This window comes from Nocardia carnea (genome assembly GCF_029868325.1).
In the GTDB taxonomy this organism is placed as follows: domain Bacteria; phylum Actinomycetota; class Actinomycetes; order Mycobacteriales; family Mycobacteriaceae; genus Nocardia; species Nocardia carnea_C.
On sequence record NZ_JARWNW010000206.1, the window covers coordinates 1 to 17,008 of the forward strand.

At 66.8% G+C, this 17,008-nt stretch carries 15 protein-coding genes; 5 read left to right on the forward strand and 10 right to left on the reverse strand.

Translation table 11 applies throughout. The annotated features are described in order from the left end of the window. Window positions 1-264 precede the first annotated feature (264 nt). The 4 genes from QH196_RS17130 to QH196_RS17145 form a co-directional block, all read right to left on the reverse strand. Entirely contained in the window at window positions 265-732 is a 468-nt protein-coding gene (locus QH196_RS17130) for an NUDIX hydrolase (protein ID WP_280416800.1), read from the reverse strand. 75 nt (window positions 733-807) lie between these two features. Continuing rightward, complete coding sequence (locus QH196_RS17135) at window positions 808-2,232, reverse strand: MFS transporter (protein ID WP_280416840.1); 1,425 nt, start codon at window positions 2,230-2,232, stop codon at window positions 808-810. Next, complete coding sequence (locus QH196_RS17140) at window positions 2,216-2,647, reverse strand: MarR family winged helix-turn-helix transcriptional regulator (protein WP_280416801.1); 432 nt, start codon at window positions 2,645-2,647, stop codon at window positions 2,216-2,218. The genes QH196_RS17135 and QH196_RS17140 overlap by 17 nt, the downstream gene beginning before the upstream one ends. Before the next feature lie 35 nt (window positions 2,648-2,682). Then, window positions 2,683-3,687, reverse strand: a complete 1,005-nt coding sequence (locus QH196_RS17145; RefSeq protein WP_280416802.1) for a LysR family transcriptional regulator — start codon at window positions 3,685-3,687, stop codon at window positions 2,683-2,685. Window positions 3,688-3,826: 139 nt separating this feature from the next. Between QH196_RS17145 and QH196_RS17150 the strand changes: the two genes are divergently transcribed. Together QH196_RS17150 and QH196_RS17155 are read left to right on the forward strand one after the other, a co-directional pair. Beyond that, the gene (locus QH196_RS17150) at window positions 3,827-5,077 is read left to right on the forward strand and encodes an FAD-dependent oxidoreductase (protein WP_280416803.1); all 1,251 of its coding nucleotides are present in this window, start codon (window positions 3,827-3,829) and stop codon (window positions 5,075-5,077) included. Window positions 5,078-5,135: 58 nt separating this feature from the next. Further along, entirely contained in the window at window positions 5,136-6,458 is a 1,323-nt protein-coding gene (locus QH196_RS17155) for an MFS transporter (protein WP_280416804.1), read from the forward strand. 231 nt (window positions 6,459-6,689) lie between these two features. Here QH196_RS17155 and QH196_RS17160 read toward each other — a convergent pair whose 3' ends face one another. Beyond that, window positions 6,690-8,195, reverse strand: a complete 1,506-nt coding sequence (locus QH196_RS17160) for an MFS transporter (protein ID WP_280416805.1) — start codon at window positions 8,193-8,195, stop codon at window positions 6,690-6,692. Window positions 8,196-8,285: 90 nt separating this feature from the next. Between QH196_RS17160 and QH196_RS17165 the strand changes: the two genes are divergently transcribed. The 3 genes from QH196_RS17165 (at window position 8,286) to QH196_RS17175 (ending at window position 10,737) form a co-directional block, all read left to right on the forward strand. Then, window positions 8,286-9,002, forward strand: coding sequence for a TetR/AcrR family transcriptional regulator (locus QH196_RS17165; RefSeq protein ID WP_280416806.1), 717 nt, complete (start codon window positions 8,286-8,288; stop codon window positions 9,000-9,002). A gap of 352 nt (window positions 9,003-9,354) precedes the next feature. Then, window positions 9,355-9,855, forward strand: coding sequence for a GNAT family N-acetyltransferase (locus QH196_RS17170; protein ID WP_280416807.1), 501 nt, complete (start codon window positions 9,355-9,357; stop codon window positions 9,853-9,855). A 27-nt stretch (window positions 9,856-9,882) separates the two neighbouring features. Then, window positions 9,883-10,737, forward strand: a complete 855-nt coding sequence (locus QH196_RS17175) for a hypothetical protein (RefSeq protein WP_280416808.1) — start codon at window positions 9,883-9,885, stop codon at window positions 10,735-10,737. 3 nt (window positions 10,738-10,740) lie between these two features. Here QH196_RS17175 and QH196_RS17180 read toward each other — a convergent pair whose 3' ends face one another. From QH196_RS17180 to QH196_RS17200, 5 genes are all read right to left on the reverse strand, one after another. Continuing rightward, the gene (locus tag QH196_RS17180; RefSeq protein ID WP_280416809.1) at window positions 10,741-11,658 is read right to left on the reverse strand and encodes an SCO2521 family protein; all 918 of its coding nucleotides are present in this window, start codon (window positions 11,656-11,658) and stop codon (window positions 10,741-10,743) included. Between the two features lie 176 nt (window positions 11,659-11,834). Then, on the reverse strand, window positions 11,835-12,830 hold the full coding sequence (locus QH196_RS17185) for an SCO2522 family protein (RefSeq protein ID WP_280416810.1): 996 nt from the start codon (window positions 12,828-12,830) through the stop codon (window positions 11,835-11,837). Window positions 12,831-12,896: 66 nt separating this feature from the next. Continuing rightward, window positions 12,897-13,844 (reverse strand): SCO2523 family variant P-loop protein, encoded by a 948-nt coding sequence (locus tag QH196_RS17190; protein WP_280416811.1) that lies wholly within the window; start codon window positions 13,842-13,844, stop codon window positions 12,897-12,899. 4 nt (window positions 13,845-13,848) lie between these two features. Next, window positions 13,849-15,708, reverse strand: coding sequence for an SCO2524 family protein (locus tag QH196_RS17195; RefSeq protein WP_280416812.1), 1,860 nt, complete (start codon window positions 15,706-15,708; stop codon window positions 13,849-13,851). A gap of 185 nt (window positions 15,709-15,893) precedes the next feature. Next, window positions 15,894-16,940, reverse strand: a complete 1,047-nt coding sequence (locus QH196_RS17200; protein WP_280416813.1) for a CaiB/BaiF CoA transferase family protein — start codon at window positions 16,938-16,940, stop codon at window positions 15,894-15,896. Window positions 16,941-17,008 lie beyond the last annotated feature (68 nt).

Below are 17,008 nucleotides of genomic sequence, written 5' to 3' on the forward strand. Positions count from 1 at the left end.
CTGAGGTCTCGGCGTGAACTCGGGGAGCAGCGGTTTCACGATGTCCCACAACGCATCCGGGACCAGCCGTTGAGCAAGCCTGTCGACCACGGGTCACATCATGCCGCACAACGAATTACACCCACGTAAGACGTCCTCTAAGTGCTTGTGTCGATCTCCGATCGTCACCACACCTCCAGTGACCGACGAGCCGATTCGCATCTCATTCCATGGCCTTGCCAGGGTTCGCGTCGACGGCCCGTTCACGTATCGAGAGGGAGTTGCTCAGTGCTGTATCAAACCGCCGACCTCCATCGGAGCCACATGGCCGGTCGCCGGCAGAGTCCGGGCGAGCGTGAGGCCTATGTCGACGAGCGATGAGCGGCGTAGGTGGGTGACGTCAGGGATCGGCGTCCACACCGATTCGGCGGTCTCGCCGTTGGGTTCCGGTCGCAGTTCGCCGCCGATGATGCGGACGCCGTAGAAAATTCCCACGTTCTGGTGTTCGGCCCCGGCACGGGCGACGGCCGCGGGGATAACTCTCGAATCGACGCCGAGCAGGCGTTCGACGATGCCGTGGCAGCCGGTTTCCTCGGTGAGTTCCCTTGTCACGGCGTCGAATGGGTCCTCGCCATGTTCGACTCGGCCACCCGGAAGAGTCCAAGTGGACTCGCCGTCGCGGGACCTATGGCAGGCCAGGAGCACCCGTCCGTCGGTGACGCACACGGCGTACGCGGCCAGCCGGAAACTCATATCCGGAATCTACTATCGCGCGCACCGCGGCCGCGCGGCGCCGCCTCCTTGCCGATCTCGGTCCTTGCTCTGCTGTCACGGTATCCGGGACAACTCCGGTGCAGTGTGGGCCCGGCGGCTGTGCACATAGTTGGCCGAGAGTGCGGCGAAAACTATTGCGCAGCCACACACGCCGAGAGCGAGGGCCAGGGTGATACCGGTATCCGAGGGATGCAGGTCCGAGCCCAGATGTGCGGCGAGCACCGCGCCGGAGGCCGCGCTGCCGAAGGCGCCGCCGACCGTGCGTAATACCTGGTTGAAGCTGACGGCGCTGCCGAGTTCGGTGTCGGCGACCCGCCTGGCGATCAGTGCGGGCATGGCGGCGTAGGTCGTTCCGATCCCCAGGCCGAACAGCAGCATGCCGACCAGGATTTCCCACAGCTGATCGTGGACCAGCCAGAGCAGGATGGCGGATGCGGTCATGCCCCCGGCACCCAGTGGGAGCAGGGTGGTCAGCTGGATTCGGTGCGAGACGGCACGGACCGCCCGGTTGGCGCCGAGGCTTCCGATGGACAGCGGGAGCATCACGAAACCCGCCCAGAACACGGGTAGCGCTATTCCGTATCCGGTGGTGGCCGGGGCCTGGGCGATGAGACTGCTGACGGATAGTCCGATATACATTGCGGCGCCGAGCCCGATCGCGGTGCCGTTGGCGAGTACGACGTCGCGGTGGCGGAAGACCCGCAGATCGATCAGCGGGGTGTCGGTACGCAGCTCGACGAGCACCCACGCGCCGAGCAGTACCACTGCGGCGAGGGCGAAGCCGAGGGTTTTCGCCGAGGTCCATTCCCAATTGGGCCCTTCGCTTATCGCGATGAGCAGCGCGGTGAGCCCGAGACCGAGCAGTGCGGCGCCCGGTGCGTCGAACCGGGTGCGGGGGGCTTGTTCATCCGGCCCGTCCGGAATCACCCGCCAGGCCACGATCACGGCGCTCACCAGGAAAACGGCGGCGAAGGCGAAGGCAACGCGGAAACCGGCTTCGCCGGCGAGGATGCCGGTGAGTGGATAGCCGATACCGAGACCGGTCGAGGCGGTCACCGACAAGCTGGAAAGCCCCGGCCTGATCTGTTCTTCCGGGAGGTAGCGGCGAGCGAGCGCGATCGTCATCGGCACGATGCCGTAGGACAGGCCTTGCAGGGCCCGGCCGACCAGAAATACGGCGAAGTTCGGGGCGCACGCGGCCAGGACCGACCCGGCGAGAATGATCGCGAGCGACCCCAGTAGTAGACGTTTCTTGTGCGGGCCGTCGCTCAACCGGCCCATGATCGGGGTGGCCACGGCCCCGACCAGCAGGTTCACGGTGAGCATCCATTGCGCGGCACTGACCGATACCGACATCTCCTGCGACAGCGTCGGAACCAGCAGCATGCCCAGCGAACTGACGACCGCGGTGGTCAAGGCTGTGTAGACCAGCGCCGGGAGCAGCGTCGGCCGTAGCCGCGGCTTACGCACGGGGCGTATCCACAGTCAATTTCTGTAGCAGCGGGACGACGGATTCCAGGAGTTCTCGTTCTTCGGCGGTCAACCGTTCGGTCACCGCCTGCTCCAGCCAGCTGTTGCCCGTCGAACGTTCCAGGGCGAGCCGTTCCCGGCCGGCGTCGGTGAGGTCGATCCACACCCGGCGACGGTCCTGGTCATCGGGGGTTCGGGTGATGAGGCCGAGGCCCTCCAGTTCCCGCACCGCGGTCGCGATTGCCTGCGGGCTGATCTTCTCGACCGAAGCGAGCGTGGAGGAGGTCGCGGCGCCGTGTTCGGCGAGATATCCCAGCACGCCCAGCTTCCCTGTGGAGAGGGTCTTGTGGACGTTCAGCTGCCGCCACAGGGGCCGCAAGGCTTCGCGCAATGCCAGGGCGAGTGCTGTTTCGTTCGTGACCACACCCAATAATATACAACTAGGTTGATCAATTTAATTTACTGGTTCTCGGAACGCGGCCATAAGGCTGCCGCGCAGGAACTTTCACGTCCCTCGTCCGGCACACCTCGATCGACCCCAGAGGCCATCGCCGAGGCTCGAACTTCCGCGGCCGGTACCCGTTCGTTCACGCGCCGGGCGTATCGGACGATCAATTCCCCGCTCGCCTCGACCGCGGCACGGGCCCGTTCCGCGCGTACCAGCCAGGTCCGCATCGGGAACGCCGGTTCCACCAATTCGATCCACGGCCAGCCCGGTAGCAACCGGTGCGCGCTGGCCTCACTGAGCAGCACCGCGTGTGAGCCGGTGACCTCCGCGCAGGCCAGGGCATTTTCGACGAAGGACGCGAACTGCCAGATCGGTGCGATACCGGTCTCGTAGGCAACCGAGATCAGCCGGTCGTGTTCGGCGGGGATCTGTTCGCGGGCGTGTGCGAGGACGCGGAGACCGTCCAGTTCGACCAGTGGGCAGGTAACCCGTTCGGCGAGAGGATGGTTCGGCCGGACCGCGAGACCGAACGGTTTCTCGAACAGTGTGGCCGAGTGCAGGTTCGACGGCGGATGCTGGTGGACGATTCCGATATCGAGGCGCCCTTCCTGCACCGAGCGCAGTTGAACACTGCTGTTCGCGTCGGTGAAATCGATACGGATATCGGGGGTTTCGTCGCGGAAAGCGTAGATGAGCCCGGTCAGCCAGTCGGCGGGGAGGCCCGGCGGTAAGCCGATGGAGATCAGTTCGCGGGCAGCGGAGGCGGAGCGGGCCACGTCACGGGTGGTGGCGGCGAGCCCGAGTAGATGTGCCGCGTGCTGGTAGAGGGCGGCGCCGGCAGCGGTCGGTTCCACTCCGCGCGGGATGCGCTCGAGCAGATCGATACCGCATTCGCGTTCGAGTTCTTTGATCTGCCGGGTGAGCGCCGGCTGCGACATCACGAGGCGCTGCGCCGCGCGGGAGATCGAGCGTTCTTCGACCACCGCCACGAAGTATCTGAGGTGCCGTAGTTCCACCCGTTCAGCTTGCCATACCTACCAGGTATACCCGGTCGCCGAAATGGGCATTGGACGCGGACCGAAGGTATCCCTCATGGTGTGACTCAGTCCACAGGTGTTTCCCGGCCGGCCGCCGGGAAGGGATAGGAGCCCAACGGTGACGCTCACAGAGCATGTCGATGTCGTAGTTGTCGGAGGTGGCGCCGGCGGGATTGCGGCGGCGGTCGGGGCCGCACGCAGCGGGGCGCGGGTCCGGCTGATCGAGCGGTACCCGTTCCTGGGCGGTGCGGCGACGAACAGTTCGGTGCTCACCTTCTGCGGTTTCTTCGACCAGACCCACGAAACCGTCGTCGCCGGGGTGGGCGGCGAAGTCCTGGACCGCTTGCGTGCTCGCGGGGTGTACGCGGAGAAGGTCATGGGCTGGACCGGTAACCGGATCGTGCTGCTGGACGCCGAGACCACGAAGATCGTCTGCGACGAGATCGTCGCCGATGCGGGGGTGGAGACCCGGCTGCATTCCACCCTGATCGGGGCGACCCGGCGCGACGGGGTGATCACCGAGGTCGAGGTCGCCCACCGCGGCGGCACCGAACGGCTCACGGCCGACGCCTTCATCGACGCCAGCGGCGACGGTGCGTTACTGGCGCTCGCCGGGGCAGCGGTGCGCACGGTCGACCTCGCCGACCGGCAGACGAACACCCTCGCCTGCCGCTTCGGCGGTGTCGCCGAGGACGCCGATCTCTCGACCGCCGGTATGCGTGCCGCGGTGGCCGCCTACAACGAGGAAACGGGTGCCGAGCTGCCCCGCGACCACGGGATCGCCGTCCGGCTCCCGGTCACCGGTGAGGTGATGGCGCTCCTGGTCGACGAACATTTCGACACCCTCGACGCCCAGCAGATCAGTGCCGCGGAAGCCGGTGCCCGGGCGCAGTCCTGGCGCTATCTCGACGCCATGCGCAAGGGTATGGCCGGATGGCAGCAGGCCTACCTGGTCACCTCCGGACCGCAGATCGGCATCCGGGAGAGCCGGCGATTGGTCGGCAAGACCATGATCACCGCCGATGATGTGCGGCGGGCCCGCAAACGTCCCGACGAATCCATCGGACGCTGCGGCTGGCCGATCGAGGATCACGCCGGGCCGGGGGTGACCCATTACGAGGAGATCGATGGCGGGCGCTGGTACGACGTCCCCTACGATGCCATCCGGTGCGCCGACACCGGCAATGTGTGGGGTGTCGGCCGGTTGACCAGCTCGGACGACGAGGCGTTCGCCTCGGTACGGGTGATGGGCACCGCCTTCGCCACCGGACACGCCGCGGGTATCGCCGCCGCGCAGTACAGCGAGGGCCGGCGCCACGATCTGCCCGGTATCCGCCGCGCCCTGCTCGCCCAGGGGGCGATCGTATGAGCCGGCCGCACCGGACACCCCACCCACTGCCGTCATCACGCGAATCGGAGCACACCGCATGAGCAAGTCAGGGCCGGAGGCGGCCGCGCCGCGTAACCACGGAGTGCACCCTGGACTCGGCACGAACGTCCGGCACTCCTCCGCCTACCGGTGGGTCGTCCTCACGATGTGCTGGGCCGCCTTCACCATGACCTCGGTCGACCGGTCGACCTGGGGGCCGGCCTCGGCGTCGGTCAGCGATTCCCTCGCCGTGCCGATCGCCGCCATCGGTATCTTCGCGACCTGCTACTATATCGGTTACGTCGCGTCCAACGCCTTCGGCGGCTTCCTCACCGACTGGCTGGGCGGGCGGATGATCCTCTCGCTCACCGGACTGGTCGCGGGCTCGTTCATGATCGTTTTCGGCACCATCGAATCGATCACCGCGGGATTGATCGTGCAGGGCATCGTGGGGTTGTTCGCCGGCGCCGACTACGCGGGCGGGCTCAAACTCATCGCGACCTGGTTCACCCCCGCGCAACGCGGGTTCGCGATGGGCGTGTTCATGACCGCGACCTCGCTCGGCACGGTCATCGCCAATGCCGTCGTCCCCCGGCTGATCGAGGCGTCGGGGTGGCGCGAGTCGTATCACGTGTTCGGCATCGTCACCGTCGTCATCAGCGTCCTGTGTTTCGTGCTGCTGCGCGATCGGCCGCAAGGAGTCGCCGAGCAGGAGACGCCACAGAAATCCCGTGCCGCCGCGCTACCGGATCTGCGGCCGCTGCTGCGCAACCGCGATCTGCTCCTGCTCGCCATCACGGGCTTCGGCGGACTGTGGGGCACCTACGGCTTCGTGACCTGGTCGAACACGCTGATGATCAAGGCCAACGGTATCGATCCCGTCGACGCCGGGACAGTTCTGGTGATCTTCGCCGGGGTCGCCGTCGTGGCGAAACCCATGGTCGGATGGATCACCGATCAACTCCGGCTGGGCCAGAAACTACCGATCATCGTGATCCTGGTGGTCTTCGGCGGCACCCTGCTCACCTTCGGATCGCTGTCGAGCCTCACCCAGTTCCTCTGGTGCGCGCCACTGCTGGGGCTGGGCGCCTATGCCTACTCACCGCTCACCGCCGCACTGACCCCGGCCCTGGCCGGACGCGATCTGGTCGGTTCCGCGGCGGGCGGGGTCAATGCGATCTGGCAGCTCGGCAGTGTGGTGGTGCCCGCGGTGGTCGGTTTCGTCTTCCATGCCACCGGCTCGTTCTACGCGGCGTTCATCGTGCTGGCGATCGGTCCGTTCGCCGGTGCGGCCACCTGCTGCTTCATCCGATCCGATAGGCCCCGGTCCGCCGGACGTACCGGGAGCCCGGGCCCCGCCGATCACAAGGTCACCGTCTAGCGGCAGACGAGCAAGGCCGGGCCTCGCCGCCGATATCCGGCGGCGAGGTCGATCCGCGTCCCAGGTCCACCTGGTCGGCACTGCCGGCGGTCGGTCCAGCACCGACTGCGTACGGTCGGTCCAGCGCCGATCGCGTAAATCCTGCGCCGACTGCGTGAGGAGTACATATGGTTCGCCGACCACCAGAGCTCCGGTGAGTCGGCGACCGGCCGGGCGTTGAGGAAACTGCTGTTATACGTGCTCGACTTGTTTCCGCTCGGCCGCACGGGACCGGCGCGGGAGGCTGACCAGCACGACCACCGCCATCACCAGCAGTACGGCCGCCCCGGTGGTGGTCGCCACATGCATACCGTCGACGAACGATTCGCGCGCCGCGTGTACCAGCGCGGGATCGTCCCCGGCGAACTGGATGGTCTCGCCGATGGTGGGGGCGAAATCGCCGCCGGAGCTGAAGATCACCGCCGCCAGCGATCCGAGCAGCGCCAGCCCGAGAGCGTTACCGAGTTCGAAACTGGTTTCCGAGATTCCCACCGCGGAACCCGCCCGCTCCGGTGGCACCGAGGAGACGGCCACTTCCGAGACCAGCGTGAAGACGATCCCGTAGCCGACACCGGCGATCGCCGAACCCGCCACGTACCAGCCGACACCGCCGTCCACGCCGATACCGAGCAGCATCAGGTTGCCGACCGCGGCGGCCACGAGCGCCGAGGCGAACGCGCCCCGGCCACCCAGCCATTGCGCCACCCGCGATCCCGTCATCGAGAACACGAACACCGTCACCGCCATCGGGATACCGAGCAGCGCGGCGGCCAGCGGGTTGCGGCCGGTAACCGACTGCAGATAGACGCTGGCCAGGTAGCTCAGCCCGGCCAGCGACATCATTCCGGCGAGGCTGGACCCGATCGCGACCGAGAACGGCCCGTTCCCGAACAGCCGCAGATCCAGTAGCGGTTCACTGATGCGCCGCTGCCGCCGCACGAAGAGGGTCAGGAGTGCGCCGCCGATCACGGCCGATATCAAGGCCATCGAGTCGATGCCGAATTCGGCGGCGTGCTTGACCGCATACACCACCGGCAGGATGCCGCCGATGGACAGCGCCACGCTCGGCAGGTCCAGCGGGCCCAGTGCGGTCGCCCGGTGTTCCGGGAGCAGTATCCGCCCGAAGACGAGCAGTACCAGCAGCACCGGGACGTTGATCAGGAATACCGATCCCCACCAGAAGTGGTGCAGCAGCACTCCGCCGATGATCGGGCCGACCGCCGAACCGCCCGCGAAGAATGCCGTCCATATGCCGATCGCGGTGGCGCGCTGCCGGGCGTCCGGGAACAGGGTGGTGATCAGCGACAGGCTGGACGGCAGCAGAGTCGCGCCGCCGATACCCATCAGGGCCCGCGCCGCGATCAGTACCCCGGCGCTGGGCGCGAACGCCGCGAGGACCGAGGCGATACCGAACATCATCGCACCCGCGAGCAGGATGCGCCGCCGCCCGATCCGGTCGCCCAGGTTGCCCATGGTGATGAGCAGGCCGGCGATGAGGAATCCGTAGATATCGAGGATCCACAACTGCTGGGCGGCCGACGGGTCCAGGTCGACGGTCAGTGTCGGCAGGGTCAGGAACAGCACGGACATATCCATCGACACCAGCAGCACCGGCAGCACCAGGACCGCCAGACCGAGCCAGGCGCGCCGCGAGCCGCCCGTCTCCGACGCGGCGTGCGCTGCCTCCACGTTCGTCATCAACCATTCCCTTCCCTGTCGCGTACGGCGTACGCATGAGCCGGGGTACAGTGTACGCATGTCAGTTCCGCGGTCGAAGTCAGGGATCCGATGACCGAACCGAAGCTCACCAGAGCCGCCATCGTCGATACCGCCATCTCCCTCGCCGATACCGACGGGCTCGACGCCCTGTCCATGCGGCGGATCGCCGACCGGATGGGAGTGGGCGCGATGTCGCTGTACCGGCATATCGCGAACAAGGATGTGCTGATCGCCGCCATGGCCGACGAGGTGGCGGGCCGCTACCCCTACCCGGCGGTCGAGGGCAAGAACTGGACCTGGCGGGACCGGGTCCGGATCGCCGGCGAGATCGACTGGGAGCTGTACCAGCGGCATCCGTGGGTACTGCTGGCTTTCGCCACCCCCCGCTACGGTTTCGGGCCCAGCAGCCTCGCCTGCCTGGCCTGGCTCGTCGAGGGGTTCCGCGAACTCGGGGTCACCACGCACGAGGCCACCGAGATGTCGTTCGCGGTCTGGAACTACATCTCCGGCGCCACCCTCCCCCACATCAGTTCCTCCCTGATGACCCGCAAGGGAGGCGACAGCGCGGACGAGAACGGGCTGCGGTCACTACTGGCCGGCTACCCGGTGCACCCGACCCCAACCGCACTCTCGGAACTACACGGCACCGGCGACCAGTTCGCCCAGCTGGACCTGCTCCACCTCGGCCTGACCGCCCTGTGCGACGGTTTCGCCCTGCGCACCGGCCGAACCACTCCGGAGGCCTCCTCTACGAGCACGATGGGGCAGCCGATCCCGCGGCGGTGACTGCCGAAACCTTCGACGTGGCGGCCTCCGTCGATTCCCACCCACGGAGGCTGCTCGATAGCTGGCAGGATTCTGCGCGAATACCGACCGGAACCGGCGTGCCGGGATAACAGCAAAGACGCAGATGGGACGTATTGCACTGTCGCACAGGCTATTCTGCGGCTACCGGCGAACTGCTCACTTTTGTGGACGGACCTCGATCACCGATGCACACTCTATATAACGACGACGTTCGGCACCGATAGCCGAACTCGGGGGTGAGGCAGCAGATATGACCCGTCGACCAGCAGACCGGCCGCAGTTCCTCGGCGGAGCTCCACTCGCCACAACAGGTGAGGCCAGACTCCGGTCTGTGCGACTGGAGGACCTGCCCATCCTGTCGGGTATGGAAAAGGCCCAGTTCACCGACCTGGCCTATCCGTTCTTCATCCTGCGTCAGCTGTTCGAACTGCACAGATCGCACTGGGTCGTTGCCGAAGAGGCGGGCGCAATCCTCGGTTACGCCGTGGTGGGCGTCGACGGGCAGGGCTGCGCCTGGGTGCTGAGTATGGCCGTTTCCGAACGGGCCCGCCGCAACGGTATCGGAACTCGTTTACTGGAGCATGTATTCGATCGGTGCCGGGACGCACAGGTGTACCGCGTCCGCCTCACCGTGCGTGAGGAGAACACCGCTGCGGTCAAGCTGTACGAGAAGACGGGCTTCCGGCAGATCGAACGCGACCAGAACTATTTCGGGACCGACGAGCCACGCGATGTGCTCGAACTCCGCTTCGATCCGGCCCCGCGACGCTGGGACGCTTCGGCGGCCGACGGCGCCCAATGGGTCAAACGCCCACGCGGCCGGCAGTTCTGACTCATCTACTCGTTCGAGGGGACCCCTATGCCGGAAAACAGCGCCGACCAGACCCCACCCGCGGTGCGGTCCATGATCGACCTGATCGGTCGTCAAGCCGCTCACTACGCGCTACGTCTGGACGAGCTGGGAACGATTCAGGACAACGGCAAACCACTGACCGAGCGGAATCTGCTCGCCAATTTCCACCATCGGGTCGAACAGGTCGTCGTCGAGTACGAGAAATCCAATGTTCCGCTACGCGGCGATGCCCTCGTATTCGAGCAGGTGCACCGGCCGAGCCCGGACGATCCCGATGTGCTGCACGGCCCGGCCGCGAGCATCCGGAAACTACTCGCGCTGGAGGTGGAATTCCGCGGGCCACGCCGGCTCAGCGGGACGCAGAACATGTACCTCGCCGAGCTGTACGAAGTGCTCGGCGGCGTATTGAAGAAGAGCGGATTGCCCGCGCACGCGGCACTCGCCTACAAACGCGCCACCTACTGTTTCGATGTCGCCGAAGATGTCACGGCCCAGGACCGCTGCCGTCTGGCCCGGGCACGGGCCAAGCGGCAGGCCACCATGCCGCGGTGGCGGCGTATTCCCGGCTTCATCTCGGATATGTTGTGCGGCTATGGGTTCAAACCCTTCCAGCTGCTGGCCTGGATCGCGGTACAACTTGTCCTGTTCACCGTTCTGTACTGGATATGGGAGGGAAAGCAGCTGACCTGGCACTCGCTGGCCGATGCGGCCAGAGTATGCTTCACCAACTATCTCAATCCGGTGGGCGTCGACGACCTCAACGCCCGCGCCCAGGTCCTCTTGCTGGTCGAATCCTGGACCGGAATCATCTTCCTGTCGGTGCTTTTCGCGCTGCTGGTGCGCCGCTGGTTCCGGTTCTGATCCTCACAGGGTGTTCTCGTGCATGGCCTTCCATGTCGAGACCAGCAGCCGGTTGCGCATATGCCCGACCGTACGAAGCCATTGCGCGGCGAGGTCGGGTTCCTCGGCCAGCTGGGCCCACAGGTCACGCAGACCCGCCGGTGTGTGGGCGCCGGGGACCCACAGATGCGCGAGATGTTCCAGTACCGGGGCGAGGATTTCCACGGATTCGCACGTACCCGGACCGGCCAGATCCGCGCGCTCGACGGCATCGGACGCCACGGTCAGCAGCCAATCGTGGGCGGCCAGATCCTCACAGAAGCGTTGCACAGCATCGAGTTCCGCTTCCGTGGGCACCACGATCAGCGCCGTCCTCGTCATATCGTCGTGAACTCGGAACGCCACCTGTGGCCGCGTGAGGTCGCCTACCCGGGCCGCCCAGCGCAGCCGCAGCGTCCCCGCCCGCAGCGGGGCCTCGTTGTCCAGCCTGCGCAGCCCGATCCGGCCGAGGAGCCGGTCGGTCGGCGAGGTCAGATCGAGTGTCGCCGAACTCGGACGGTCGCCGAGGAAACCCTCGGCCAGGCGTGCCGGTGTCTCATGGGTGACCCTGGTCATCACCTCGAGAACGCCGACCCGGCTCAAATAGTGGAACCATCCCTGCCGCTTGTCCGATGCCGATCGGGTCACCGCACACCGGGCCGAACTCTGCACGATCCGTCCCCCGACCACGGTTGCGCGCAAGGCGATGGTGCCGATCGCGCGCACGGCCGGATGCCGCGCGACAGCGAGCCCGCAATCCACCCCCTCGGCGATCGGCGGCGAAATCCCCAGCGATACCGGCCGTTCCCGCCACCGCACACGATGATCGGGGCTCAGCTCGAGCAGCTCCCGGACCTCGCCGTGCTGTAGCGCGGTGGCCGTGGGCAGCAGGGAAGTGCTCACCTCACCGAACATTGCCAGGATGCCGGGCGGCGCGTGCGGCGGAGCCGGTGGCGACGGTGTGCGCGGCTGACCGGCCGCGGCACGGGCGAGAACCCGGACAGCCCGGCCTCTTCCCTGTGCGCGGGCAGAACGGCGGGCAGAGCCACGCGGTGGCTCTGCGGCAACGGATCCGGACATCAGGATCCGGCCAGCAGATGATGCTCGAGCCGCTCCGCGACCCGCCGGGACACGGTGATGTTCTCGGCCCTGCCACGTGCGACCACCTGCTCGACCACCTCGTGGTCGAGCTGGATGTGATCGAGAATGACCCGGACCGCGTGTTCGATACCGACGTAACGCATCGGCAGAATCGACAGCGAACGGTAGGCGGCGAACGGTTTGGCGTTCGGCTCGAGCTGAACGACCGAGGGGAGATCTTCCCAGCGGTCCGGCCACCGTTGCCGGTTCCACACCTGCGGTTCCACGGGGGGCCGGCCCTCATATCGCAGCATGCCCAACCGCAGCAGTTGCCAGATCGCCGCCAGGTACGGACACGACCACTTGGGGATGTCCGCATCCGGGTTCGGGTGGTCCCACATCTCGACATCGAGGAATATCGAATGCCCGCGGCGGCCGAATTCCTCGGGCGGCCGATACTCCTGCATCGGATGCAAAGCCGCCCCGGGTTCTTGGTCGGTGGCCCGTTTGCCGTTGCACAGCCACCCGGACTCCGCGGTCGGCGGCCGGCGGCCGTTGGCGCTCTGATCGGGCTCGGCGACGATCCGGTGCCGCACCATTTCGGCCAGCGCTATCGAGGGAGTGCGCACGACCCCGTCGCGAACCACTTCGGGAACATCGGCACACCCCGCTTCCCGGGCCAGGTAGTCGATCCTCAGCCCACATTCGGCGGCCGTGCCCAGCAGCTTGTCGAGGATTACGCCCGGGTCGGTATCCGGCCGGAAATAGTCATCGACGAGGAAGCAGGTGCTGATCCGGGCCCGCCCCCCGAACTCGGCCTGCGCGGACCGGGTGAACGCGTCGAGCAGTGGCACGATACGCCGGAACTGTTGTTGGATACGGTCCACCCCGTTGACCAGATCCTGCATGAGGAAGTGGCCTACCTCGACCGATATATGCGACAACGGCACAGCGCTGACTCGTCCGAGTTCGCTCGCCTCGCTGTAATCTGCCACATTCTCCACGTGGTCGGATGCCTGTTCTGCGAACGATGTCGCGGTCGAATGGTTCTGGACGGCTGTCTAGTTCAGAGGTACCCAGGTGCGCGGGTCGAGCAACCGATCACCGAGGTGGTCGAAAGCCTCGACGGTCGAACGGTTCGCGATCTGCTTCTGCACATCGACGTCCAGGATCAATTGCTCTCGCCACTGCAGCATCGGCTCGACCGGAATCGTACCCAGCAGGGAACTCGCACCGATCTGCAACTCACCGGCGAGTTCGTTCAGGATTCGATCCTGCCGGTGCAACCACGCGGCCTGCGGGGCCGCTCCCCCGCGAATCCGGTCGACCTGGGGCACCGCGGTCCGCACGAAACGGATATTGCTCAGCAGTTCGTCGCGGTCGTGCCCAGCACGTTCGCCGCATTCGAGGAGCCCGTGGGGGCCGTAGACGAGGCCGCTCGCGGCATAGATGTGCTGGCGCGTCCAACGATGGAATACCAGCCAGCGCGCCGTCCGTGCGGCCAGCACACCCTGCGCGGTGGCGTGCACCACGATGTCGAGGGCGATGGAACGTCCCGCGCTGAGGTCGACGATCGTCAGATCGAATTCCTTGTCCGCCGTATGCAGCAGGCGGACGCATCGTTCGACAACCTCCGGGTCCCAGCGCCGATCGAACTCTCCCCCACCCTGATCGCCGGGAAACAGCACCAGCTGCCCGCCGCGGCCGCGCCTGCGGCGGACATCTTCCCGATCGGTCCGGTCGCGAACATTGACACGGGCGGGCGCGCCTCCCGTTCCCAGCAGGTACGCGTGCAAGCCGACGCCCTGTTCGGCGCCGTCGCGATCGACGTCGGGCGCGACCCCGCGCTCGTAGCCACCGAGTTCGAACAGCGCACCCGCGGTGGGTGAACCGAAATCGAAGTCGAGATAGGCAACCCTCTTGCCCCTGGACGACAGCCGGTAACCGAGATTGCAACTCGTCACCGAGCGCCCGGTGCCCCCCTTGTCGGAGGTCGCGAAGACGATCATGGGATCACATGTTCCTCGTGGCGTCGCGGCGTCCCGCGGCGAGCTCGTCGAGTTCGCGCAGCGCGTCGAGCGTGTGGACGAAGGCGGTCGCCGCATCCTCCCGGATAAGCCGGCGGGCCTCGTCGATATGACGTTCGACGCCGTACAGCGCCTCCCGGTTGTCGGAGTAGTCGTCGATCCGGACTCCGAGCATCTCCTGGTCGAAACGGTGTTCGGCGGTATTGAGCATGATCCGCGCCATGGACTGCAGATCGGGCCAGTTCGGTGGTGGCTCGCGGTAGGTGCGGTCGGCGACGACGAAACACTCGATCATGCGCTCGGTCATGTACCACGAGGGCCGCGTCTCGCCAGTGCTCCGATTATCGCTGCCCGGATGGCCGGCGAACGCCCCGCCGGGATCGTCCCACAGGCCGATCGCACCTGCGCGCAGCATGCGCGCGTTGAGATGGTCCATGGTCGCCTTCGACAGCTCCATGAGCTTATCGCGCGCGGCGACGTTGTTCGACAGACGGGCCGCCTGCATCATCCGCTTGAGCAGTACCGCCGCGAAATCCGATACCTGCCATTGCAGCTGCGGGCCGTTGTCCACTTCCTCGGTACCCCGCAGCGCGAGCAGGACACCGGGCTGGTGCAATTGCACCGCCGGATCCCCGCGCATCGGCCGCCGGATGATCCGGCCCCGGCCTGCCAGCTCGTCGAAAATTGCCACGGCCCTGGTCAAATCGTCATCAGACGCGGTCCGCGCGACGAGATCCTGGATCAGCACAGCGGAAACGATGAGACTGTAGTAGTCGGACTGTTCGCCGTCGGAGGTCTCCCACGGGATGTCCTCGAGCGGCCAGCGACCTTCTCCGAACCGGGCCACATTCGACCAGTAACGCTGGGTCAGCTCCCAGCGGGTGCGCAGCGCTTGGGCCAGCCGGTGCTGGGTTTCGTCGAGCAGGCCCAGTTCACCGGCACGCGGGGAGACCAGGTCGTTGATGCCGTCGAGCGCGACAACGGTGAAATACAGATAGGGCCGTGACTGGGCCACGCCGGGAGTGTCCGCGATCGGGGTGGGCACGAAATCGACGGGTGAGGCGTCTTTCGCGATCCCCCACGTCCAGCCGCACTCGAAGAGCAGCGAATCGTCTTCGAGCTCCTCCACCGCCTTTTCCTGCCCGAGCGCGATATCGCTGCGCAGGCGGGCCCGGACCCGGGCGAGGCCGGTCCGGATACCGGCGAGCACTGTGCGCTCGGTATTCCCGGACTGGTTCAGCATGCGCAGGATCGCCTGCCCCTCGGGCGAGGCCGGGCGGAAGGTGTTGACGACGAAACTACGGACCAGACCGGTCATGGCGGCGGTGAGCCTGTCGCTGAGACGGGCCGACAACTCTTCGATCTGCGCGGTCGAAGCTCCGGGCCGGACGCGCGCCCGGTAATCGCGGAGGAACCGCAGGCCGGCCATGCACAGGGTCAGCGACATCGAATAGGAGTCGACGATATCGAGCCGCTGCTGCACATCGGTCGCCGGCCGGTCCTCGCTCGAGCGCAGATAACTGCCGCCGGCGAAGATCGGCTGACCGTCCGCGGCGGAATTGTTCTGGATATAGGACGCCAGCAGGGACACCACGAAGGCACCGATACGGGTTGTGCCGCCGATGGGTTCGAAGACGGCCTGCACATCCTTCTCGATACGGTCCGGGTCGTGCAGGGCGAACACGTCGATTTCGGTTGCGGGGTACAGCAGGCAGAGCAACTGCTCGGAATCGCTGATCGAGTTGACGGAGCGGATCCCGCCCCACTGCCACTGCTCGCCGTCCCAGCAGGCGTCGATCATCGCCTTCCAGATACCCAGAATCTGTTCTCTCGGTTGAATTCTCATCCGCCGGCGTCCTCACACCCCTCGTAGCGGTCCACCGGGCTCCAGTCGCGTGATACCGACCCGGCCGGCGATTGTGGGCAAAAGATAGCATGCGCCGAATTCCATCGTATTGCTTGGCATCAGCGGACGGTCCGGCTTTCCACGCCGGACTTCCCGAGCTCGGCCTCGCCGCGGCCGCGGCCGTCCTATTCCCCGATGCGGCCGTGTTCGCCGAGCCGCGGCGGCGGACGGTAATCCGGGGTCCAGCCGGCCACCCGGATGGGCGAGGCGACCAGCCGGTGCCCGCCCGCCCGGACCACCATTTCCGGGGCGTCGTCGAGTGCCTGCGGCAGGGTGCGCACCGCGGCGGCGGGAACGCCGAGCGGACGCAGGCGGGCCTCCCAGGAGAAGGCGGTATCGGTGCGCAGGGCGGTCGTCACCGACTCCAGCACAGCGTCGCGGTGGGCCGTCCGCTCGGCCATGGTGTCATAGCCGGTGATCCCGGCCTCCTTCGAGAACGTCCGCCAGAAGGTGTCGTGGGTGATGAACAGGGCCAGGTAGCCGGCCGAGGTCGGAAACAGCTGGGCGGGAACGTAATAAGAGTGCGCGCCGTGCGGGCGCCGCTGAGGCTCGATTCCGTTGTCGAGGTAGGCGGCGGCATGGTAGTTCAGCTGGGAGAGCATCACATCGCGCAGCGATACGTCGATCTGGCCGCCGTTACCGGAGACGATCTGGGCGAGCAGGCCCAGGGCGGCGGTGAGGCCGGTGGAGTTGTCGGCGGAGGAGTAGCCGGGCAGGGTGGGCGGGCCGGCCGGATCGCCGGTGAGGGCGGCGATGCCGGTGGCGGCCTGGACCACGTAGTCGAAGGCGGGATCGTCCCCGTTGTTCAGCCCGAAACCGGTGAGGGCGACGCAGACGATACGTTCGTTGTGGTGACGCAGCGCCTCGTAGGTCAGGCCCAGTTTGCGGATGGCGGAGGGTTTCAGATTCACCAGGAGCGCGTGGGATTCGGCGGCCAGCTCACCCAGCCGACGCTGTCCCGCGGCCGAGGTCAGATCCAGGCAGATACTGCGCTTGCCGCGGTTGAGACTGGCGAAGTACGAATCGCCGACCTTGCGGGAGATATCGCCGCCGGCGGGTTCGAGTTTGGTGACCTCGGCGCCGAGGTCGGCGAGCATCATGGTGGCGTAGGGGCCGGCCAGCATGGTGCCCACCTCGAGCACCCGGATACCGCTCAAGGGCCCCGTATTCATCTGAACTCCTCGGGTGCGAGTTGATACGGCCCGCACAGGCCGCGGCGAAAGCGGAGGTATTGCCTCAC